Origin of the sequence: Streptomyces sp. NPDC060028, from assembly GCF_042736725.1 — a bacterium.
Classification (GTDB): Bacteria; Actinomycetota; Actinomycetes; order Streptomycetales; family Streptomycetaceae; genus Streptomyces.
On sequence record NZ_JBHWVJ010000025.1, the window covers coordinates 49106 to 69066 of the forward strand.

The window sequence follows — 19961 nt, forward strand, 5'->3', positions numbered from 1 at the left end:
CTTCCGTACTCGTACTCGTACATCCGTCCTATGACTGCCGATGATCGCAGGTCAGCGGATGGGACGGTGCACGTTTTTGTGCGTGGAGGGGCCGGGGGCCGCGTCGGCGATCCACGGGCCGTCGCCCGAGGGGTCGAGGACGCCCTCCTCCAGCCAGGTGTAGGTGCCGGACAGGACTCCGGCGACGACCTTGCGGTCCAGCTCGTCGGTGTTGTCCCAGAGCCGGCCGAAGAGCTCCTCGACGCGCAGCCGGGACTGCCGGCAGAAGGCGTCGGCGAGCTGGTAGGCCTCGCGGCCGTGGTCGCCGGTCTCCCGCAGGTGCTCGGCGCGGACGCAGGCCGCGCTCATCGCGAAGAGCTCGGCGCCGATGTCGACGATGCGGCCGAGGAAGCCCTGTTTGGTCTCCATCCGGCCCTGCCAGCGCGACATGGCGTAGAAGGTCGAGCGGGCGAGTTTGCGCGAGCCGCGCTCGACGTAGCGCAGGTGGGCGGCGAGGTCGGGGTGGCCGGCCGGGTGGAAGCCGCGGTAGGTGCCGGGGACCTGGCCCGCTCCGGTGGCGAGTTTGGGCAGCCAGCGGGCGTAGAACCCGGCCGCGCGGGCGCCCGCCTTGGCCTTGTCGCCGAGGTCCTTCTCGGGGTCGATGAGGTCGCCGGCGACCGACAGGTGGGCGTCCACGGCCTCGCGGGCGATCAGCAGGTGCATGATCTCGGTGGAGCCCTCGAAGATCCGGTTGATGCGCAGGTCGCGCAGCATCTGCTCGGCCGGGACGGCTCGCTCGCCGCGCGCGGCCAGCGACTCGGCGGTCTCGAAGCCGCGGCCGCCGCGGATCTGGACCAGCTCGTCGGCCATCAGGCAGGCCATCTCGGAGCCGTACAGCTTGGCGAGGGCGGCCTCGATGCGGATGTCGTTGCGGTCCTCGTCGGCCATCTGGGAGGCGAGGTCCACGACGGCTTCGAGGGCGAAGGTGGTGGCCGCGATGAAGGAGATCTTCGCTCCGACGGCCTCGTGCAGGGCGACCGGGCGGCCCCACTGCTCCCGTACGCCGGACCACTCGCGGGCGATCTTCAGGCACCACTTGCCGGCGCCGACGCACATGGCGGGCAGTGACAGCCGGCCGGTGTTGAGGGTGGTCAGCGCGATCTTGAGCCCGGCGCCCTCGGCGCCGATGCGCTGGGCGGCGGGGACCCGTACCTGGTGGAAGCGGGTGACGCCGTTCTCCAGGCCGCGCAGGCCCATGAAGGCGTTGCGGTGCTCGACGGTGATGCCGGGCGAGTCGGCCTCGACGACGAAGGCGGTGATCCCGCCCCGGTGGTTCTCGCTCTTGGGGACGCGGGCCATCACCACGAGCAGGTCGGCGACGACCCCGTTGGTGGTCCAGAGCTTCACCCCGTCGAGGACGTACCCGTCCTCGCCGTCCGGGACCGCCGTGGTGGCCAGCCGGGCCGGGTCGGAGCCCACGTCCGGCTCGGTGAGGAGGAAGGCGCTGATGGCGGTGGTGGCGCAGCGCGGCAGGTAGGCGTCCTTCTGCTCCTGCGTGCCGAACATCTTCAGCGGCTGCGGCAGGCCGATCGACTGGTGGGCGGAGAGCAGGGCCCCGATGGCCGGGCTGACCGAGCCGACGAGGGCGAGCGCCCTGTTGTAGTACACCTGGGTGAGGCCGAGGCCCCCGTACTCGGTGCCGATCTTCATGCCGAGCGCGCCGAGCTCCTTGAGGCCGCGCACGGTCTCGTCGGGGATCCGGGCCTCGCGCTCGATGCGGGCCGGGAGCCCTTCGGCGAGTTCGGTCTCGCAGAAGGCCCGCAGCCGGGCCAGGAAGGCTTCGCCGCGCCGGACGTCCTCGTCGGCGGGCAGCGGGTGGGGGTGGATCAGGTCGAGCCGGAAGCGTCCGAGGAACAGTTCCTTGGCGAAGCTGGGCTTGCGCCAGTCCTGTTCCCGGGCCGCCTCCGCGACCTGCCGTGCCTCGCGCTCGGTCACCTTGGGCTGTGTTGCGGACATGCGGGGACTCACCTCGCGGCCGGAGTCGGTCGTACCGGGCTACTGGTCGGTGCTACCTGTGAGTCGTACCCGTTTCGGGGCGCCGGGAAAAGGGGGACGGCCGGAGCCCCCGCACAGTGGGCTCCGGCCGTCGGCTTTTTGGCCGAACGAGTCGGTCAGATGTCGAGGCCCGTGAGGACCAGGACCCGCTCGTACGTGTAGTCGTCCATCGCGTAGCGCACGCCCTCGCGGCCCACGCCGGACTGCTTGACGCCGCCGTACGGCATCTGGTCGGCGCGGTAGGACGGCGCGTCGCCGACGATCACACCGCCGACCTCGAGCTCGCGGTGCGCGCGGAACGCGGTCTGGATGTTCCGCGTGAAGACGCCGGTCTGGAGACCGAACTTCGAGTCGTTGACGGCGGCGAAGGCCTCGTCGGTGTTCTCGACCCGCTTCAGCGTCAGGACCGGGCCGAAGACCTCTTCGGTGGCGAGCTTGACGCCGTCCGGGACCTCGGCGAGGACGGTGGGCTCGTACGAGGCACCCTCGCGCTTGCCGCCGCTGAGCAGCTTGGCTCCGGCGGAGACCGCCTCGTCCACCCAGGACTCGACACGCTTGGCGGCGGCCTCGGAGACGAGGGGGCCGACGTCGGTGGCGGAGTCGGACGGGTCGCCCGTGACCTGGGCCTGGACCTTCGCGACGACCTTCTCGACGAGGCGGTCGTAGACGGAGGCGTCGGCGATGACGCGCTGCACGGAGATGCAGGACTGGCCGGCCTGGTAGTTCGAGAAGGTCGCGATACGGGTCGCGGCCCACTCGAGGTCGGCCTCGGAGGACCAGTCGTCCAGGACGACGGCCGCGGCGTTGCCGCCGAGCTCCAGGGTGCAGTGCTTGTGGGGCACGGACTGCTGGATGGCGTAACCGACGGTGTCGGAACCGGTGAAGGAGATGACGGGCAGGCGCTCGTCCTTCACCAGGGCCGGCATCTTGTCGTTGGCGACCGGCAGGACCGACCAGGAGCCCGCGGGCAGGTCGGTCTCGGCGAGCAGCTCACCCAGGATCAGGCCGGAGAGCGGCGTGGCCGGGGCCGGCTTCAGGATGATCGGCGCGCCGACGGCGATGGCCGGGGCCACCTTGTGGGCGCACAGGTTCAGCGGGAAGTTGAACGGCGCGATGCCGAGGACCGGGCCCTTGACGAAGCGGCGGGTCAGCGCGAGGCGGCCGACGCCGCCGGCGTCGGTGTCGAGGCGCTGGGCCTCTCCGCCGTTGAAGCGGCGGGCCTCTTCGGCCGCGAAGCGGAACACGGACACCGCACGGCCGACCTCGCCGCGGGCCCACTTGACGGGCTTGCCGTTCTCGGCGGAGATCAGCTGGGCGATCTCCTCGGTGCGCTCCGCGAGGCGGCGGGAGACGTGGTCCAGGGCGGCGGCACGTACGTGGGCCGGGGTCGCGGAGAACTCCGCCGTCACGGCGTGCGCCGCGGCCACGGCCTCTTCGACCTGCGCGTCGGTGGGCACGCTGACGGCGGCGACCAGTCGGCCGTCCCACGGGGAGTGGACGTCGAAGCTGTCCTCGCCGGTGGCCTGGCGGCCGGCGAGCCAGAAGGCGTGGGTGGAAGTCATGCGAATCCCGGCCCTTCGGAGTGTGCGGGGTCTTGTCCCCTCCACCGTAGGACTCCGTCGGCGATTCGGCGTTTGTCCGGCATGGAGCGCCGGTGGCGATTCCTTCGCCGCTTTGTCACTGTCGCGGGCGGCACCCCCGTGCGTTCCCCCTCCGGGGGCGCCCCCCGGCCCCTGGGGCTCCGCCCCGGACCCCGCGCCTCGAACGCCGGCGAGGCTGGAATCAGGGGCGGGGGCGGCGGCTATGGCGTGGTGGTGGTGGTCTTCAGGGCGAGCCACAGTTCCATGCGGACGTCCGGGTCGTCCAGGGAGCGGCCGAGGATCTCCTCCACCCGCCGCATCCGGTACCGCAGCGTGTGCCGGTGCACACCCAGGTCGGCCGCCGCCGCGTCCCACTGACCGTGGCGGGAGAGCCACGCCTGGAGCGACGCCACCAGGTCGCCGCGGCCCTTCTCGTCGTGCTCCCGCAGGGCCCGCAGCGTGCCGTCCGCGAAGGCCCGTACCGCGTCGTCCGCCAGCAGGGGGAGCACCGATCCCGCCGCCAGGTCCTCGTGCTCGACCATCGGCCGCCCCCGCCGCCGGGCCACGGCGAGCGCCTGGTCGGCCTGCTTGAAGGCGGCCGCCACGCCCGACGGCCCCGCGGGCGCCGACAGCCCGATCACCAGTTCGTCCGGCTCCGGCCCGCTCGCGTCCGGCCCGCGCCGCGCTTCCGACGCCTCCGCGTGGGCGACGCACGCCTGCACCGCGGAGCTGCCGTCGCCCGCCAGGACCACCAGTCGTCCGGGTTCGGGCACGACCAGCAGCGTCTCGCCGGTACGGGCGGCCGCCGACTCCACCGCGTCGGCGAGCAGCGCCAGGCCCTCCGGCTGTGCGGTCCCCGCCAGCGCCGGCTCTGCCACGACCAGCCGGAACGGCGCCTCCAGCAGGGCCCCGTACAGGTCTCCGGCGACGGCCCGGGCCTGCTCCGCCTCCCCGGCCAGCAGGATCCGCAGCACGGCCGCGCCCAGCCGGGACTCCGCGTCGTGCAGCGAGCGGGAACGTTCCGTCGTCAGGGTGAGCAGGGCCACCGCGGAGTGCACGGCGTACCGCTCGGCCGTGCCCAGCGGAGCCCCGGTGCCCACCGCGAGCGCGCCCCGCGCCCGCCGCCCGGTGCCGAGCGACTGGAGCTCGACGCGGTCCTCCGAGCCCCCGACCACCGCGCTGGCCGGCGCGGGCCGCTCCCGCAGCCGCTCCACGTCGGGCGTGAGCCGGGCCGCCCGCCGGGCCGCCCAGTCGGGCGCGGCCGCGACGACGGCGCCCGAGGTGTCGTACAGGGCGGCCCAGCCGTGCACGTGCGCGGCCAGTCTCGCGAGCAGCTCGGCGGGCCCGTCGGCGGACAGCGCGGCCCGGGTCAGTTCCCGCTGCGCCTCGAAGCCGGCGGTCACGGCCCGGTACTGGTCGGCCGCGAGCGCCGCCGAGACGGCCTTGCTGATCGCCAGGAAGGGGGTCCGCCGGGGCACCTCCAGCAGCGGCAGGTCCTCGGCCCGCGCGGCCTCGACCAGCGCTTCGGGCACGGCCTCGTAGTTGACGCCGACGGCGAAGCCGATGCCGACGACCCCCGCCGCCGCGAGCCGGCGTACGTAACGCCGCATCTCCTGCGGATCCTCCGCGTCCAGCTTCATGGCGGTGATCAGGAGCAGTTCCCCGCCCTCCATGTAGGGGACGGGGTCGGCGAGCTCGCTGACGTGGGCCCAGCGCACGGGGGTGTCGAGTCGGCTCTCTCCCGCCCGGACGCTGAGTTTGAGCGCCGAGTGCTGGACGAGCGAGGCGAGGGTGAGCGGCATCGGGTGCACGCGCCTTAGCAGGAGGGGGAATTTCGCCGTGTCGTACGAACGGCTCCCTTCGATTCTGCCACCTCGTACGGGTCCGCTCAGCTGGTTCCCGCGAGCCGGACCAGCAGCGGAGCCGCGCGCTCCCCGCGCACCGTGGTCAGCGAGAGCACCGCGTGCCCCGGCGGCACGGCGTGCGCCAGCTCGGAGGGGGACCAGCGCTCGCGCTCCTCCTGCCGCACGGTCACCGCGTCCGTGGTGACGGCATTGCCGGTGACGAGCTTGCGGAAGGCGTGGATGGCCCGGGTCAGCGGCTGGTCGGCGAAGACGGTCCGGTGGGTGACGGTACGGGTCTCCACCCATTCGGTGCCCCAGGCCTCGGCGAACCGCTTGCCGTCCCAGGTGGTGACCCCGGAGAAGGCCATCCGGCAGCCGACCGCGCCGAGCAGCGGCGTGCGCAGCGCCTCGGGTACGTCGTCCAGGGTGCGCAGCGTGAGCAGCACCCCGGCGTTCGCCGAGCGGAGCCTTTGTACGCCGCGCACGGTCTCGGGGGTCAGGGTGTACGAGGCGTCGTCGAAGGCGAGGAAGGCGAAGAGCGAGCGGTCGGCGCGGGCGGTGGCGGAGGCGTTGAACTGTGCGAGCAGCAGCCGCGCGAGCATCCGGGAGGCGTCGGCGTGCCCGCGCTCGGGCAGGTCGACGCGTACGCGCAGCGGGTGTTCCAGGGCCCGCAGCGAGAACGGCCTGCCCTGCCCGGTGGTGTCGAAGAAGCCCGCGAAGGCGGGCCGGTCCAGCAGCGCCACCCGCCCGGCGAGCGCCGGTCCGGGGTCGCCGTGGGCGCCGTGCTGGCGCTCGCGCGCGTCGAGTTCGCGGAGCATCGGGTGCGCTCCGGCGGCTTCGAGGGCGCCGCGCAGGGCGGCGAGGGGCCCGGGCAGCTGGTCGAGCAGTTCGCGCAGCTCGGGCACGGAGGGGAAACGGCCGTGGGCCGTCCGGTACGGGCCGAGGAGCTGGGCGAGGGCCGTCGCGGCCCGGCGTACGTCGATGCCCTGGATGTCGCCGACGAAGGCTTCGGCGAGCAGGGTGGCGGCCTCGTCCGGGTCGGTGGCGCCGCCGTAGAGGTCGAGGTCGTAGACGGAGTCGGGGTCGCCGACGCGGACCACGACGTCGAAGGCGGTGTCCGGTCCGAGCTGCGCTCCGGCCGAGGCGACGGCGACGACGGCGGCCTGGCCGGCCAGGGCCTGCAGGGCGAGGGACTCCACGACGGGCCGCACGAGGTGGCGGGTCTTGCCGGCGCCGGAGGGGCCCACCGCGAGCAGGGAGGTCCCGAGCACCCCGGGGTCGAGCGCGAGGCCCACGCCCCGGCGGGGGTAGGGGTTGCGCACCCCGTCGTCGACGGTGCCGAGCAGCACCTGGCGGGCGAGCAGGTCGTGCCGTGCGGCGCGCACGGGCAGGTCACGGGCGCCGGACGGGTGCACGCACGCCCCTGCGCCCTTGTCGCGCACGGCCTCGGCGAAGGCCCGCGCCCGGGAGGGGTCGACGCGCACGGTCTCCCAGGCCCGGCGGATGCGGGCGTAGTCGACGTCGTTCATCCGCCCGGCCCCCACCTCGGCCGCCAGCGCCTCGGCCACCTCCACCAGCCCGGCACCCCGCACCCCGGGCCAGGCCGCCGGGTCGTCGGGGCCGCCCGCCTCGGGCGGCCGGGGAGCCGGGACGGCCGCCTTCGTGGCGCGCAGGGCGCGGCTGCCGAGCACCCGGCGGGCCAGCTCGGGCCAGCGGCCGAGCCGCCCGAAGCCGATCACCAGGGTGACGGCGACGATGGCGTACCAGATGTACGCGGCCACGACGGACGGGAGCGTCCCGGCCCAGGAGTCGGGGGTGAACATGTACAGCGGCCAGAGCCAGAAGCCGCCGAGGTAGCCGTTCCACAGCAGGGACCACAGCAGCAGCCCGGCCAGCAGCGCGATGAGGGCCCCGCTGACCAGCTGGCGGGTCGGGGTGGCCTCCGGCTTTTCGGCGGCGCGCGGCACGTGTCCGTACGACCAGACCCCCGGCCCGTCCGAGGTGCGCGGGGTGCGCAGCCAGTCGGCGAGGGCGGGGCCGGCGCTGGGCGCGTGGGCGGGCTTCGGCGGGGGGCCGGGCGGCGGCCCGGCCGGTCCGGCGGGCCGGGGGACGTGCCCGGTGCGCGGCATCCGCCTCGCATCGGTGCCGTGCGTGCCGTCGCTGTCCATGAAACCCCTGCCCCCTGCCCGTGCCATGCCTCTGCGGCGCTCAATCTAGTACCCGGGCACGGCCTTGGGCCCGTACCCGGCCGTGATCCGCGAAGACATGCGCCCGGTCCTTCCTATGGCCGTCGCGGACAAGGACACGCGGGTACCACTCCCGAACGGAGCATGCCTTAGCCCCTCCCCCGGGCCTAGCCTGCGGACAAAGACACAAGTGCGTCCGAAAACACCCCCCAGGAGCCCTCTATGACCGCTGTCCCGCAGGAGCGCCGCATCGTCACCGCGATCCCCGGCCCCAAGTCGCAGGAGCTGCAGGCCCGCCGCCTCCAGACGGTGGCCGGTGGCGTGGGCTCCGTGCTCCCCGTCTTCACGGCCCGCGCGGGCGGCGGCATCATCGAGGACGTCGACGGCAACCGCCTGATCGACTTCGGCTCCGGCATCGCCGTGACCTCGGTGGGCGCCTCCGCCGAGGCCGTCGTGCGCCGCGCCTCCGCGCAGCTCGCGGACTTCACCCACACCTGTTTCATGGTCACCCCGTACGAGGGCTACGTGGAGGTCTGCGAGGCCCTCGCCGAGCTGACCCCGGGTGACCACGCGAAGAAGTCGGCGCTGTTCAACTCCGGCGCCGAGGCCGTCGAGAACGCCGTCAAGATCGCCCGTTCGTACACCAAGCGCCAGGCCGTCGTCGTCTTCGACCACGGCTACCACGGCCGTACGAACCTGACGATGGCGCTGACCGCGAAGAACATGCCGTACAAGCAGGGCTTCGGTCCGTTCGCCCCCGAGGTCTACCGCGTCCCGGTCGCCTACGGCTACCGCTGGCCCACCGGCGCCGAGAACTGCGGCCCCGAGGCCGCTGCCCAGGCGATCGACCAGATCACCAAGCAGATCGGCGCCGAGAACGTCGCCGCGATCATCATCGAGCCGGTCCTCGGCGAGGGCGGCTTCATCGAGCCGGCCAAGGGCTTCCTCCCGGCGATCGTGAAGTTCGCCAACGAGAACGGCATCGTCTTCGTCGCCGACGAGATCCAGTCCGGCTTCTGCCGCACCGGCCAGTGGTTCGCGTGCGAGGACGAGGGCATCGTCCCGGACCTGATCACCACCGCCAAGGGCATCGCGGGCGGTCTGCCGCTCGCCGCCGTGACGGGCCGCGCCGAGATCATGGACTCCGCCCACGCGGGCGGCCTGGGCGGCACCTACGGCGGCAACCCGGTGGCGTGCGCCGGTGCGCTCGGCTCCATCGAGACCATGAAGGAGCTCGACCTCAACGCCGCGGCGAAGAAGATCGAGTCCGTCATGAAGGCCCGCCTGACGGCCATGCAGGAGAAGTACGAGATCATCGGCGACATCCGCGGCCGCGGCGCCATGATCGCGATCGAGCTGGTCAAGGACCCGGTCTCCAAGACCCCGTTCCCGGAGGCGGCCGGCGCGCTCGCCAAGGCCTGCCACGCCGAGGGCCTGCTCGTCCTCACCTGCGGCACCTACGGCAACGTGCTCCGCTTCCTGCCGCCGATCGTCATCGGCGAGGACCTGCTGAACGAGGGCATGGACCTCATCGAGGCCGCGTTCGCGGCCATCGGCACGGACATCTGAGCAGACGTCTGAGCAGACGTCTGAGCAACCGCCGAGCGGCCGTCTGAGCGAACGGCTAGAACGTGCGAGCGCAGCGCGCGATCACTACCACCGGTAACGGTCGGACGCTGTGAAGAACGTGTGGGGGGCCGATGGCGGGAGCGCGTTCCTGCTGTCGGTCCCCCTTCCGCTGCCGTACGGTTTCTGCAGATGAGTGAGACACCCCGTTCCCGGGAAACCGGGGGCGACACCAGTACCGGGCTTCCCCAGCGCCGCACTGGGCATGCGTTCGCGCACACTCCTCACCGATCGGACAGTCGTCCGCCCCAAACCCCCCGGGGCGCACGGCGACCCGATCCGGGCGGCCGTCCCGGAACCATCCCCCCTGTTCCGGGACGGCCGGCCACTCTCCCCCTCGCTCTCCTCGCGGCCCTGTGTGCGGCCCTCTTCGCGCTGATCACCTGGCAGGTCCTGGTGTCGGGGCCCCTGCTGACGCCGGATCACGCGCTGAGCCGCGCCGTCGTGCGGAGCGTCCCCGACGCGGTCACCGAGCGCCTCTCGGACCTCGGCAACATCCCGGTCGCGCTGCCCGTCCTGCTCCTCGCCGTCGCGTACGCCGTCCGGCGCGGCGATCGCCGGGGGGCGGCGGCCGCGGGTCTGGCCATGGCCGTGGTCCCCGCGCTGATCATCCCGTTCAAGGAGTGGACCGGCCGTCCGGGCCCCCTGGAGCCCTGGGCCGCCGGCTACTTCCCCTCGGGCCACACCGCGACCGCGTGCGTCGCGTACGGCGCGGCGGCCCTCCTCGTGCAGCCGCACGTCCGCCGGAAGTGGCCGACGGCCGCCGCCCTCGTCCTCACGGGGGCCACGGCCGTCGGGCTCGTCCTTCGGGGCTTCCACTGGCCGCTGGACGTACTGGCCAGCCTCCTGATGTGTACGCCCTTGCTGCTCGCGGTCGCGCTCGCGGTCAGCCGAAGTAGGCGTCAAAGTTCCTCGAGAACTCCCAGGAGCCGAACCGGTCCCAGTTGATCGACCAGGTCATCAGGCCGCGCAGCGCGGGCCAGGTGCCGTGGGTCTGGTAGCCGCCGCAGCTGGTGCCCGCCTTCTTGGTCAGGCAGTCCAGCGCCTTGTTCACCTCGGCGGGCGGGGTGTGTCCGTTGCCCGCGTTGGTGGTGGCCGGCAGGCCGATGGCCACCTGGTCCGGGCGCAGCGCCGGGAAGACGCGGGAGGCGTCGCCCGCGACCGGGAAGCCGGTGAGCAGCATGTCGGTCATGGCTATGTGGAAGTCCGCGCCGCCCATGGAGTGGTACTGGTTGTCGAGGCCCATGATCGAGCCCGAGTTGTAGTCCTGGACGTGCAGCAGGGTGAGGTCGTCGCGCAGGGCGTGGATGACCGGGAGGTAGGCGCCGGCGCGCGGGTCCTGGCCGCCCCAGGGGCCCGAGCCGTAGTACTGGTGGCCCAGTTGCACGAAGAAGGTCTCGGGGGCCATGGTCAGGACGAAGTCCGGGCCGTACCTGGCCTTGAGGGTCTTCACGGCCGCGATCAGGTTGACGATTCCCGGTGTGGTGGGCGCCCGGAAGTCGGTGTCGCCCGTGGCCAGGGAGAGGGAGTGGCCCTCGAAGTCGATGTCGAGGCCGTTGAGCCCGTACTCGTCGATGATCTTGCCGACGGAGGAGACGAAGGCGTCCCGGGCGGCCGTGGTCGCGAGCTGCACCTGGCCGTTCTGGCCGCCGATGGAGATCAGGACCTTCTTGCCGGCCGCCTGCTTGGCCTTGATGGCCGCCTTGAACTCGGCGGCGGACTCCACGTTCGGGCACTCGGCGACCGGGCAGAGCGAGAAGCGGATGTCGCCGGAGGTCACCGAGGTCGGTTCGCCGAAGGCGAGGTTGATGACGTCCCACGAGGCGGGCACGTCGGCCAGGCGGACGTAGCCGGAGCCGTTGGCGAAGCTCGCGTGGAGGTAGCCGACGAGCGCGTGCGCGGGCAGGCCGCCACCGCCGCTCCCGCCGCCGCTGGTGGTGGTCGCGGCCACGGGCGCGCTCTTGGGGGACTCGCCCGCCGCGTTCACCGCCGCGACCCGGAAGGTGTACGTCGTGGACGCGGTGAGGCCGGTGACCGCCGCCGAGGGCGCGGTGACGGTCAGGGGCGCCGCGCCGTCCCGGTAGACCTTGTACGAGGTGGCCCCCGCGGCCGGCGCCCAGGACAGGGACACCGAGCTCGGCGAGGTGGCGGATGCCGTCAGGCCGGTGGGGGCGGCCGGGGGCTGGGGCTGGCCGGGGCCGCCGGGATCGGGGCCGACCAGGGTGAGGTCGTCGGTGAAGTGGGCGGGCTGGCCGTACCAGCCGTGCGTGTAGAGCGTCACGGAGGTCGTCGACGGGCCGGTGCGGAAACTGGTCGTGAGCTGCTTCCAGGCGCCGGGGGTCTGGGTCCAGACCGACACGTCGGTGGTCCCGGTCCCGCTCGCGCCGAGGTAGACGTACGCGCCCTGCACCCAGGCGGCGAGCGTGTAGGCGGAGTCCGGTTTGACGGTGACGCTCTGGGAGCAGCGGGCGTTGTCCTGGCCCGCCGGGGTGGCCTTGAGGGCGGAACTCCCGCCGTGGACGGGTGCGGTGACGGGGGCTCCGCTGCCGGCCGAGCAGGTCCAGCCGTCGAGGCCGGATTCGAAGCCGCCGTTGCGGATCAGGTCGGCGTCGGCCGCCGCGGCGGGCGGGCCCGCGGTGAGGAAGCCGGCCACCGCGAGTGCGGCGGCCGCAAGGAGGGACGTGGGTCTGCGCACAACTGCCTCCGGTACGTGGGGGGATGGAGCCAGGCCGCCGGGGATTGAGCGGCGGCGCCCAAGATGGTCCAGACCAATGTTCTTGTCAAGGCCTCCGGTCCTCCCCTGCCACCACGCGCGCCGCCGCCTCGTGCATCGCGAGCTCCAGCACCACCGGATCGTTGAGCGTGCCCCGGCCGTCCGGGAGCACCAGCCAGCGGACCCCGCCGGTCGCCCGGCCGGGGTACGGGACCACCATCCAGGTCCCGCGCCCCGCTCCCCGTACACCCGTGCCGAGCCAGCGGGACGCCGTGCCGGGGGGCACGAAAAAGCCCAGCCGGGTGTCGCCGAAGTCGGCGAGCACCGGACCGGGCCGGTCGAGGAGCAGGTTCAGCACGTCGAGGGTGGCCTGCCCCAGCTCCCCCGGCAGGATCAGCACGTCCCATTGCCGGCCGGCGGGCAGGAGGGCGACCCCCAGGGGGTTGCGCTCCCACTCCCAGCGGCAGGCGTCGGGGTCCGGCGCCACCGATACCAGCCACTCCACCGCCGTCTTGGCACCCGGGATCGCCATCGCCCGGCCTCCGTTCCCTGTAGGTGAGGGGTTCTCACCTGGAGAGAGCGGGGCCGGGCGCAGCTATGACGCGGGTTTCGTTACTCCATGGTAGTGAAGCGGGTCACACCGTGATCACGTGTGTGCGCCGGGAGTGCGTACGGATCAGCTGTCGAAACCGAGGCCGAAGCGGTCCAGCGTCCGCAGCCACAGGTTGCGGCGGCCGCCCTTGGCGTCCGCGCGGGCCAGCGACCACTTCGTCAGCGTGATCCCGGTCCAGGCGAAGGGCTCGGGCGGGAACGGCATCGGCTTGGACTTCACCATCGCCAGCCGGGTGCGCTCGGTGGAGGCGCCGTCCAGCAGGTCCAGCATCACGTCCGCGCCGAAGCGGGTGGCGCCGACCCCGAGCCCGGTGTAACCGGCCGCGTAGGCGACCTTCCCCGCGTGTGCGGTGCCGAAGAAGGCCGAGAAGCGCGAGCAGGTGTCGATCGCACCGCCCCAGGCGTGGCTGAACTTCAGGCCCTCCAGCTGCGGGAAGGCGGTGAAGAAGTGCTCCGCGAGCTTGAGGTAGGTCTCGGGGCGGTGGTCGTACTCGGAGTCGAGCTTCCCCCGGTACGGGTAGATCGCGTCGTAGCCGCCCCACAGGATCCGGTGGTCCTTGGTGATCCGGAAGTAGTGGAACTGGTTGGCGCTGTCGCCCAGCCCCTGCCGGTTCTTCCAGCCGACGGCGGCCAGCTGCGCCTCGTCCAGGGGCTCGCTCATCAGGGCGTAGTCGTAGACCGGGACCGTGAAGGGACGGATCCGCTTGACCAGCGAGGGGAAGATGTTCGTGCCCAGGGCGACCCGGCGCGCCAGGATCGTGCCGTAAGGGGTCTCGACGGCCATCCCGGCGCCGACCGCGGACATCTTCAGGCCGCGCGTGTTCTCGTAGATCCGTACGCCCAGGTCCAGGCAGGCCTGCTTGAGGCCCCACGCCAGCTTCGCCGGGTTGAGCATGGCGACGCCTTCGCGGTCCCAGAGGCCGGCCAGGAAGGTCGGGGAGTCGACCTCGGCGCGCAGCGCGTCGCCGTCCAGCCACTCGGAGCCGTCGGCGAGGCCGAGGCGCCGGGCCTCCTCGTGGAGTTCGCGGAGCTCCTCCACCTGGTGCGGTTCGGTGGCCACGTCGATCTCGCCGGTGCGCTCGAAGTCGCAGTCGATGCCGTAGCGGGCGACCGCCTCCTCGATGGCGTCGAGGTTGCGGGCGCCCATCTCCTCCAGCTTGGCGAGCTCGTCGGGCCAGCGGGCCAGACCGTTGGACAGGCCGTGGGTGAGGGAGGCGGCGCAGAAGCCGCCGTTGCGGCCGGAGGCGGCCCAGCCCGCCTCCTTGCTCTCGATCAGTACGACGTCCCGGCCGGGGTCCCGCTCCTTGGCGAGCAGCGCGGTCCACAGCCCGCTGTAGCCGCCGCCGACGACCAGCAGGTCGCACCGCTCGTCGGAGGTGAGCGCCGGCCGGGGGGCGGGCTTGCCGGGGTCGTCCAGCCAGTACGAGACCGGCTTCGCTTCGGAAAGGGATTTCGCAACACTACGCATGGCGACTGGGGCCATGGCTTCCAACTCCCTACAGGGGTCTACTTCGGTTGTGCCTTCTTGCGGCGGTTGCCGACCATCTGGCCGGCCAGGACCACCAGCACCGCGATGACGAACATCGCCGTGCCGATGACGTTGATCTGCACAGGCGTACCGCGCTGGGCCGATCCCCACACGAACATGGGGAAGGTGACGGTGTTGCCCGAGTTGAAGTTGGTGATGATGAAGTCGTCGAACGAGAGCGCGAAGGAGAGCAGCGCACCCGCCGCGATGCCGGGCGCCGCGATCGGCAGGGTGACCCGTACGAAGGTCTGCACCGGTCCGGCGTAGAGGTCGCGCGCGGCCTCCTCCAGCCGCGGGTCCATCGACAGGACGCGCGCCTTGACGGCGGCGACGACGAAGCTGAGGCAGAACATGACGTGGGCGATCAGGATCGTCCAGAAGCCCAGCTGGATGCCCATGTTGAGGAAGAGCGCGAGCAGCGAGGCCGCCATCACGATCTCGGGCATGGCCATCGGCAGGAAGATCAGCGAGTTGACCGCGCCGCGCGCCCGGAACCGGTAGCGCACCATCGCGAAGGCTATGGCGGTGCCGAGGACGGTGGCGCCGATGGTGGCCCACAGGGCGATCTGGAGGGAGAGCGAGAGGGAGCCGCACAGGTCGGCGACCCCGCAGGGGTCCTTCCAGGCGTCGAGCGAGAACTCCTGCCAGGCGTAGTTGAACCGCCCGGTGGGGTTGTTGAAGGAGAAGACCGTGACGACGACGTTCGGCAGGATCATGTAGGCGAGCGTGCCGAGACCGGCGATCACTACGAGGTTGCGGCGAAGCCAACGCATCAGACCAGGTCCTCCGTCCCCGCTCGGCGGATGTAGATGGTGACCATGATCAGCACGATGGCCATGAGGATGAAGGACAGCGCGGCCGCTGTCGGGTAGTCGAGGATCCGCAGGTACTGCGACTGGATGACGTTGCCGATCATCCGGGTGTCCGTGGAGCCGAGCAGCTCGGCGTTGACGTAGTCGCCGCTCGCCGGGATGAAGGTGAGCAGGGTCCCGGAGACCACGCCCGGCATCGACAGCGGGAAGGTCACCTTGCGGAAGACCGTGGCGGGGCGGGCGTACAGGTCCCCGGCCGCCTCGTGGAGGCGGGTGTCGATGCGCTCCAGCGAGGTGTAGAGCGGAAGGACCATGAAGGGGAGGAAGTTGTACGTCAGACCGCAGACGACCGCGAGCGGCGTGGCCAGCACCCGGTCGCCCTCGGTCATGCCGAGCCAGCTGGTGACGTCCAGGAAGCCGACCTTGTTGAGGGCGGCGACCACCGGGCCGCTGTCGGCCAGGATCGTCTTCCAGGCCAGGGTGCGGATCAGGAAGCTGGTGAAGAACGGGGCGATGACCAGCACCAGCAGCAGATTGCGCCGGCGGCCCGCCTTGAAGGCGATCAGGTAGGCCAGCGGATAGCCGAGCAGCAGGCACAGCGCGGTGGCCGTGCCGGCGTACAGCAGGGAGCGCAGGAACTGCGGGTAGTACTCGGTGAAGGCGTCCCAGTAGGTCTGGAAGTGCCAGGTGACCTTGAAGCCCTCTTCGAGGGAACCGGTCTGCACCGAGGTGGAGGCCTGGTAGACCATCGGCAGCACGAAGAAGACCAGCAGCCACAGGAGACCGGGCAGCAACAGCCAGTACGGGATCAGGCGCTTGCGCAGGGACGGCCGGTGCACCGGGGGCTGCGCCGGGGCGGAGGCCTGCGGGGGCGCCGCGGTGGCGGTCACGCGCTCTCCTCCACCGTCTCGATGCCGGCGTCGATGTCCTGGGCCGCGTCGAGGGCGAAGCTGTGCTCCGGGTTCCAGTGCAGGATGACCTCGGCGCCGGGGACCAGGCGCGGGTCCCGCTCGATGTTCTGGGCGTACACCTCCAGCTCGGGGCAGACCCGGCTGTCGATGACGTACTGGGTGGAGACGCCGATGAAGGAGGAGTCGGCGATCTTGCCGGCGACCTTGTTGCGGCCCGCCGCGATGGAGTCCTCCTCGTCCGCGTGGACCAGGGAGATCTTCTCGGGGCGCACCCCGACCAGCAGCTTTCCGCCGGCGCGGGGTGTGGTCGAACATCGCGCGGCGGGCAGCCGGAGCGTGGTGCCCGCCGAGCTGACGGTGACGTCCGCGGAGCCGGCCTCCAGGACCTCCGCCTCGATGAGGTTGGAGGTGCCGAGGAAGTTCGCGACGAAGGTGGTGGCCGGGTTCTCGTACAGCTCGGCGGGGGCGCCCAGTTGCTCGACGCGGCCGCCGTTCATCACGGCGACCGTGTCGGCCATGGTCATGGCCTCCTCCTGGTCGTGCGTGACGTGCACGAAGGTGATGCCGACCTCGGTCTGGATCCGCTTGAGCTCCAGCTGCATCTGGCGGCGCAGCTTGAGGTCGAGGGCGCCGAGCGGCTCGTCGAGGAGCAGCACCTGCGGGTGGTTGATGAGCGCGCGGGCCACGGCCACGCGCTGCTGCTGGCCGCCGGAGAGCTGGTGCGGCTTGCGCTGGGCGAACTGGCCGAGCTGGACCAGCTCCAGCATGTCGTCGACCTGCTTCTTGACGGACTTGATCCCGCGGCGGCGCAGTCCGAAGGCCACGTTCTCGGAGATGTTCAGGTGCGGGAACAGTGCATAGCTCTGGAAGACGGTGTTGACCGGGCGCTTGTACGGGGGCAGGTGGGTGACCTCCCGGTCGCCGAGGTGGACCGTGCCGGTGGACGGCTCCTCCAGACCGGCGATCATGCGCAGGGTGGTGGTCTTCCCACAGCCCGAGGCGCCGAGCAGGGCGAAGAAGGAGCCCTCGGGGATGGTGAGATCCAGCGGCTGCACGGCGGTGAAGGTGCCGTAGTGCTTGCTGATCCCGGCGAGGCGGACGTCGCCGCCCGCGGTCTTGTCAGTCATGGGCCTGGGCCTTCGGTGTGTGTCGTCGGAGGGGGGCGGAGCGCGGGGGTGCGGGGCGGGTGCCGGTGGGGGCGGCGGGACCCGTCAGGCTCCGATGAGCTTGGCGAACTTCTCCTCGTACGCCGTCTCTTCCTCGCCGGTGAGGGAGCGGAAGGCGTGGGCCTTGGCGGCCATCGCCTTGTCCGGGACGATCAGCGGGTTGTCCGCGAGGGCGGGGTCGATCTTGGCGAGGTCGTCCTTGACTCCCTCGACCGGGCAGACGTAGCTGATGAAGGCCGCGAGCTGGGCGGCGACCGGCGGCTCGTAGTAGTAGTCGATGAGCTTCTCGGCGTTGGCCTTGTGCCGGGCGTGGGCCGGGACCAGCAGGTTGTCGCTGGAGGTGATGTAACCGGGCGCCGGGATCGCGTACTTGATGTCCGGGTTGCCGGCCTGCAGCTGGATGACGTCGCCCGCCCAGGCCAGACAGGCGGCGAGGTCGCCCTTGTCGAGGTCCGAGGTGTAGTCGTTGCCCGTGAAGCGGCGGATCTGCTTCTTGTCCACGCCCTTCTGGAGCCGCCCGATGGCCTCGTCGAAATCGGCGTTCGTGAAGGTCGCCGGGTCCTTGCCCTGGTCGAGCAGGGTCATGCCGACGGTGTCGCGCATCTCGGTGAGGAAGCCGACCCGGCCCTTGAGCGAGGGGTCGTCGAGCAGCTGCGTGACGGAGTCGACCTTCTTGCCGTCGGTGGCCTTGGAGTTGTAGGCGATGACGGTGTCGATGCCGGTCCACGGGTAGCTGTGGGCGCGGCCCGGGTCCCAGTCGGGGTTGCGGAACTGCGCGATCAGGTTGGCGTAGGCGTGCGGGAGGTTGGACGGGTCCAGCTTCTGCGCCCAGCCGAGGCGGATGATGCGGGCGGCGAGCCAGTCGGTGACGACGATCAGATCGCGGCCGGTGTCCTGGCCGGCCGCGAGCTGCGGGCGGATCTTGCCGAAGAACTCGACGTTGTCGTTGATGTCCTCGGTGTACTTGACCTTGATCCCGGTCCGCTTGGTGAACTCCTCCAGCGTGGGGCGGGTCTTCTCGTCGTCGCTGGTGTCCATGTACTCGGTCCAGTTGGAGAAATTGACCTCCTTCTCCTGGGCCGAGTGGTCGTCGGAGGCCACCGCGGTGTCGCCCGAGCTCTTGGCGGGCGGGATGCCGCAGGCACTCAGGGCGGACAGGCCGCCGAGGGTGAGCGCCCCGACTCCGGAGGCGCGCAGCAGCGAGCGGCGGGTGAGGGCGCCGCGCCCGCTGGTGAGGCTGCGCCGCATCGCTGCGTACTGCGCCGCCGAGAGGCGGTCGGGCTCGAACTGCTCCATGCGCTGTGCCCTTTCGGGAGGTGTACCGCTGGTCGGGCGGTGGCCGGCTATCTGTCCCCGAAGATCGTGCGGTGCCAGTCCTTCGCGGCAACCGCGGTGTTGTCGTACATCACGTGCTTGACCTGCGTGTACTCCTCGAAGGAGTACGAGCTCATGTCCTTTCCGAAGCCACTCGCCTTGTAGCCGCCGTGCGGCATCTCGCTGATGATCGGAATGTGGTCGTTGACCCAGACACAGCCCGCCTTGAGTTCGCGGGTGGCGCGGTTCGCCCGGTACACGTCGCGGGTCCAGGCGGAGGCCGCGAGCCCGTACGGGGTGTCGTTGGCCAGCGCGATGCCCTCGTCGTCGGTGTCGAAGGGCAGGGCGACGAGGACCGGGCCGAAGATCTCGGACTGGACCACCTCGCTGTCCTGGGCGGCGCCGGCGATCAGGGTGGGCCGGTAGTACGCGCCTTCGGCCAGGTCCCCGCCGGGGATCTCGCCGCCGGTGACCACGGTGGCGTACGCGCGGGCGCGCTCGACGAAACCGGCGACGCGGTCGCGGTGGGCGTGCGACACCAGCGGGCCCAGGTCGGTGGTCGCCGCGAAGGGGTCGCCGAGCCGGACGCTCTGCATCAGCTCCGCCACGCGGGCGACGAAGGCATCGTGCAGGGGGCGCTGGACGTAGGCGCGGGTGGCGGCGGTGCAGTCCTGGCCGGTGTTGATCAGCGAGGCGGCGACGGCGCCGTGCGCGGCGGCCTCCAGGTCGGCGTCGTCGAAGACGAGGAAGGGCGCCTTGCCGCCGAGCTCCAGGTGCAGCCGCTTGACGGTGGCGGTCGCGATCTCGGCGACCCGCTTGCCGACGGCCGTGGAACCGGTGAAGGAGGTCATGACCACGTCGGGGTGGCCGACCAGGTGCTCGCCCGCGTCCCGGCCGGCGCCGGTGACGATGTTGACCACGCCGTCGGGCAGGCCCGCCTCCTTGGCCGCCTGGGCGAACATCAGGGAGGTCAGCGGGGTGAGCTCGGCGGGCTTGAGCACGATGGTGTTGCCCGCGGCGATGGCCGGGAGGATCTTCCAGGCGGCCATCTGGAGCGGATAGTTCCAAGGTGCGATGGAACCGACGACGCCGATGGCCTCGCGGCGTACGTACGAGGTGTGGTCCCCGGAGTACTCGGCGGCCGCCTGCCCCTGGAGGTGGCGTGCGGCGCCCGCGAAGAAGGCGGTGTTGTCGATGGTGCCCGGCACGTCGAACTCCGTCGACAGCTTGATCGGCTTGCCGCACTGGAGCGACTCGGCGTACGCGAAGTCCTCCGCCTGCGCGGCCAGTACGGCGGCCAGCCGGTGCAGCGCGTCGGAGCGCTCTCCGGGGGTGGCCGCGGACCAGGCCGGGAAGGCTCTCTTGGCGGCCGCGACGGCCGCGTCCACGTCCGCCGTGCTCGCGAGCTCGTAGGTGAGCACCTCGTCGCCGGTGGCGGGGTCGATCACGGTGTGTGACTGCCCCGAGGTGCCGGCTCTGAGCTGCCCGTCGATGTACTGCGCGCCGTCCGCGAAGCGGTCTTTGACCTGGAAGCGGTTGCCCATCACGCTCTCACGCTCTCCGTAGCTACAGTTCGAGCTACAGCTCGAATTGACTGCCGATCCTGGCAGAGGTGGCCCCCTCGGCCAAGTGATT

14 protein-coding genes are annotated in these 19961 nt (G+C 71.9%); 2 read left to right on the plus strand and 12 right to left on the minus strand.

What is annotated here, in order from left to right:
- Positions 1-51: 51 nt before the first annotated feature.
- The 4 genes from ACFWBF_RS15065 to ACFWBF_RS15080 form a co-directional block, all read right to left on the minus strand.
- Positions 52-1995, minus strand: a complete 1944-nt coding sequence (locus tag ACFWBF_RS15065; RefSeq protein ID WP_385600741.1) for an acyl-CoA dehydrogenase family protein — start codon at positions 1993-1995, stop codon at positions 52-54.
- Between the two features lie 155 nt (positions 1996-2150).
- Positions 2151-3596: an aldehyde dehydrogenase family protein gene (locus ACFWBF_RS15070; RefSeq protein ID WP_385600744.1), complete on the minus strand. Its 1446-nt coding sequence runs from the start codon at positions 3594-3596 to the stop codon at positions 2151-2153.
- A gap of 239 nt (positions 3597-3835) precedes the next feature.
- On the minus strand, positions 3836-5416 hold the full coding sequence (locus ACFWBF_RS15075; RefSeq protein WP_385600747.1) for a PucR family transcriptional regulator: 1581 nt from the start codon (positions 5414-5416) through the stop codon (positions 3836-3838).
- An 86-nt stretch (positions 5417-5502) separates the two neighbouring features.
- Positions 5503-7626 carry an ATP-binding protein gene (locus ACFWBF_RS15080; RefSeq protein WP_385600749.1) on the minus strand — a complete coding sequence of 708 codons (2124 nt, stop codon included), beginning with the start codon at positions 7624-7626 and terminating at the stop codon, positions 5503-5505.
- Positions 7627-7866: 240 nt separating this feature from the next.
- Between ACFWBF_RS15080 and gabT the strand changes: the two genes are divergently transcribed.
- Both gabT and ACFWBF_RS15090 read left to right on the plus strand, forming a co-directional pair.
- The gene (gene gabT, locus ACFWBF_RS15085; protein ID WP_385600752.1) at positions 7867-9213 is read left to right on the plus strand and encodes a 4-aminobutyrate--2-oxoglutarate transaminase; all 1347 of its coding nucleotides are present in this window, start codon (positions 7867-7869) and stop codon (positions 9211-9213) included.
- A gap of 189 nt (positions 9214-9402) precedes the next feature.
- Positions 9403-10218, plus strand: a complete 816-nt coding sequence (locus tag ACFWBF_RS15090; protein ID WP_385600755.1) for a phosphatase PAP2 family protein — start codon at positions 9403-9405, stop codon at positions 10216-10218.
- On the opposite strand, the gene ACFWBF_RS15095 is transcribed toward ACFWBF_RS15090, so the two are convergent.
- The 8 genes from ACFWBF_RS15095 to ACFWBF_RS15130 form a co-directional block, all read right to left on the minus strand.
- On the minus strand, positions 10157-11965 hold the full coding sequence (locus ACFWBF_RS15095; RefSeq protein WP_385600758.1) for a chitinase: 1809 nt from the start codon (positions 11963-11965) through the stop codon (positions 10157-10159). The genes ACFWBF_RS15090 and ACFWBF_RS15095 overlap by 62 nt on opposite strands.
- 85 nt (positions 11966-12050) lie before the next feature.
- Positions 12051-12509 (minus strand): hypothetical protein, encoded by a 459-nt coding sequence (locus ACFWBF_RS15100; RefSeq protein ID WP_385600840.1) that lies wholly within the window; start codon positions 12507-12509, stop codon positions 12051-12053.
- Positions 12510-12659: 150 nt separating this feature from the next.
- A complete protein-coding gene (locus tag ACFWBF_RS15105) occupies positions 12660-14078 on the minus strand; it encodes an NAD(P)/FAD-dependent oxidoreductase (protein ID WP_385600760.1) in 1419 nt (472 codons plus the stop codon).
- Between the two features lie 23 nt (positions 14079-14101).
- Positions 14102-14896, minus strand: a complete 795-nt coding sequence (locus tag ACFWBF_RS15110; protein WP_385223310.1) for an ABC transporter permease — start codon at positions 14894-14896, stop codon at positions 14102-14104.
- Complete coding sequence (locus ACFWBF_RS15115) at positions 14896-15825, minus strand: ABC transporter permease (RefSeq protein WP_385600763.1); 930 nt, start codon at positions 15823-15825, stop codon at positions 14896-14898. Before ACFWBF_RS15115 ends, ACFWBF_RS15110 begins: the two co-directional genes overlap by 1 nt.
- The gene (locus ACFWBF_RS15120) at positions 15822-16973 is read right to left on the minus strand and encodes an ABC transporter ATP-binding protein (RefSeq protein WP_385600765.1); all 1152 of its coding nucleotides are present in this window, start codon (positions 16971-16973) and stop codon (positions 15822-15824) included. The genes ACFWBF_RS15115 and ACFWBF_RS15120 overlap by 4 nt, the downstream gene beginning before the upstream one ends.
- Positions 16974-17057: 84 nt before the next feature.
- The gene (locus ACFWBF_RS15125) at positions 17058-18308 is read right to left on the minus strand and encodes a spermidine/putrescine ABC transporter substrate-binding protein (protein ID WP_385600768.1); all 1251 of its coding nucleotides are present in this window, start codon (positions 18306-18308) and stop codon (positions 17058-17060) included.
- A gap of 47 nt (positions 18309-18355) precedes the next feature.
- Positions 18356-19870 carry a gamma-aminobutyraldehyde dehydrogenase gene (locus ACFWBF_RS15130; RefSeq protein ID WP_385600843.1) on the minus strand — a complete coding sequence of 505 codons (1515 nt, stop codon included), beginning with the start codon at positions 19868-19870 and terminating at the stop codon, positions 18356-18358.
- Between the last annotated feature and the right edge of the window lie 91 nt (positions 19871-19961).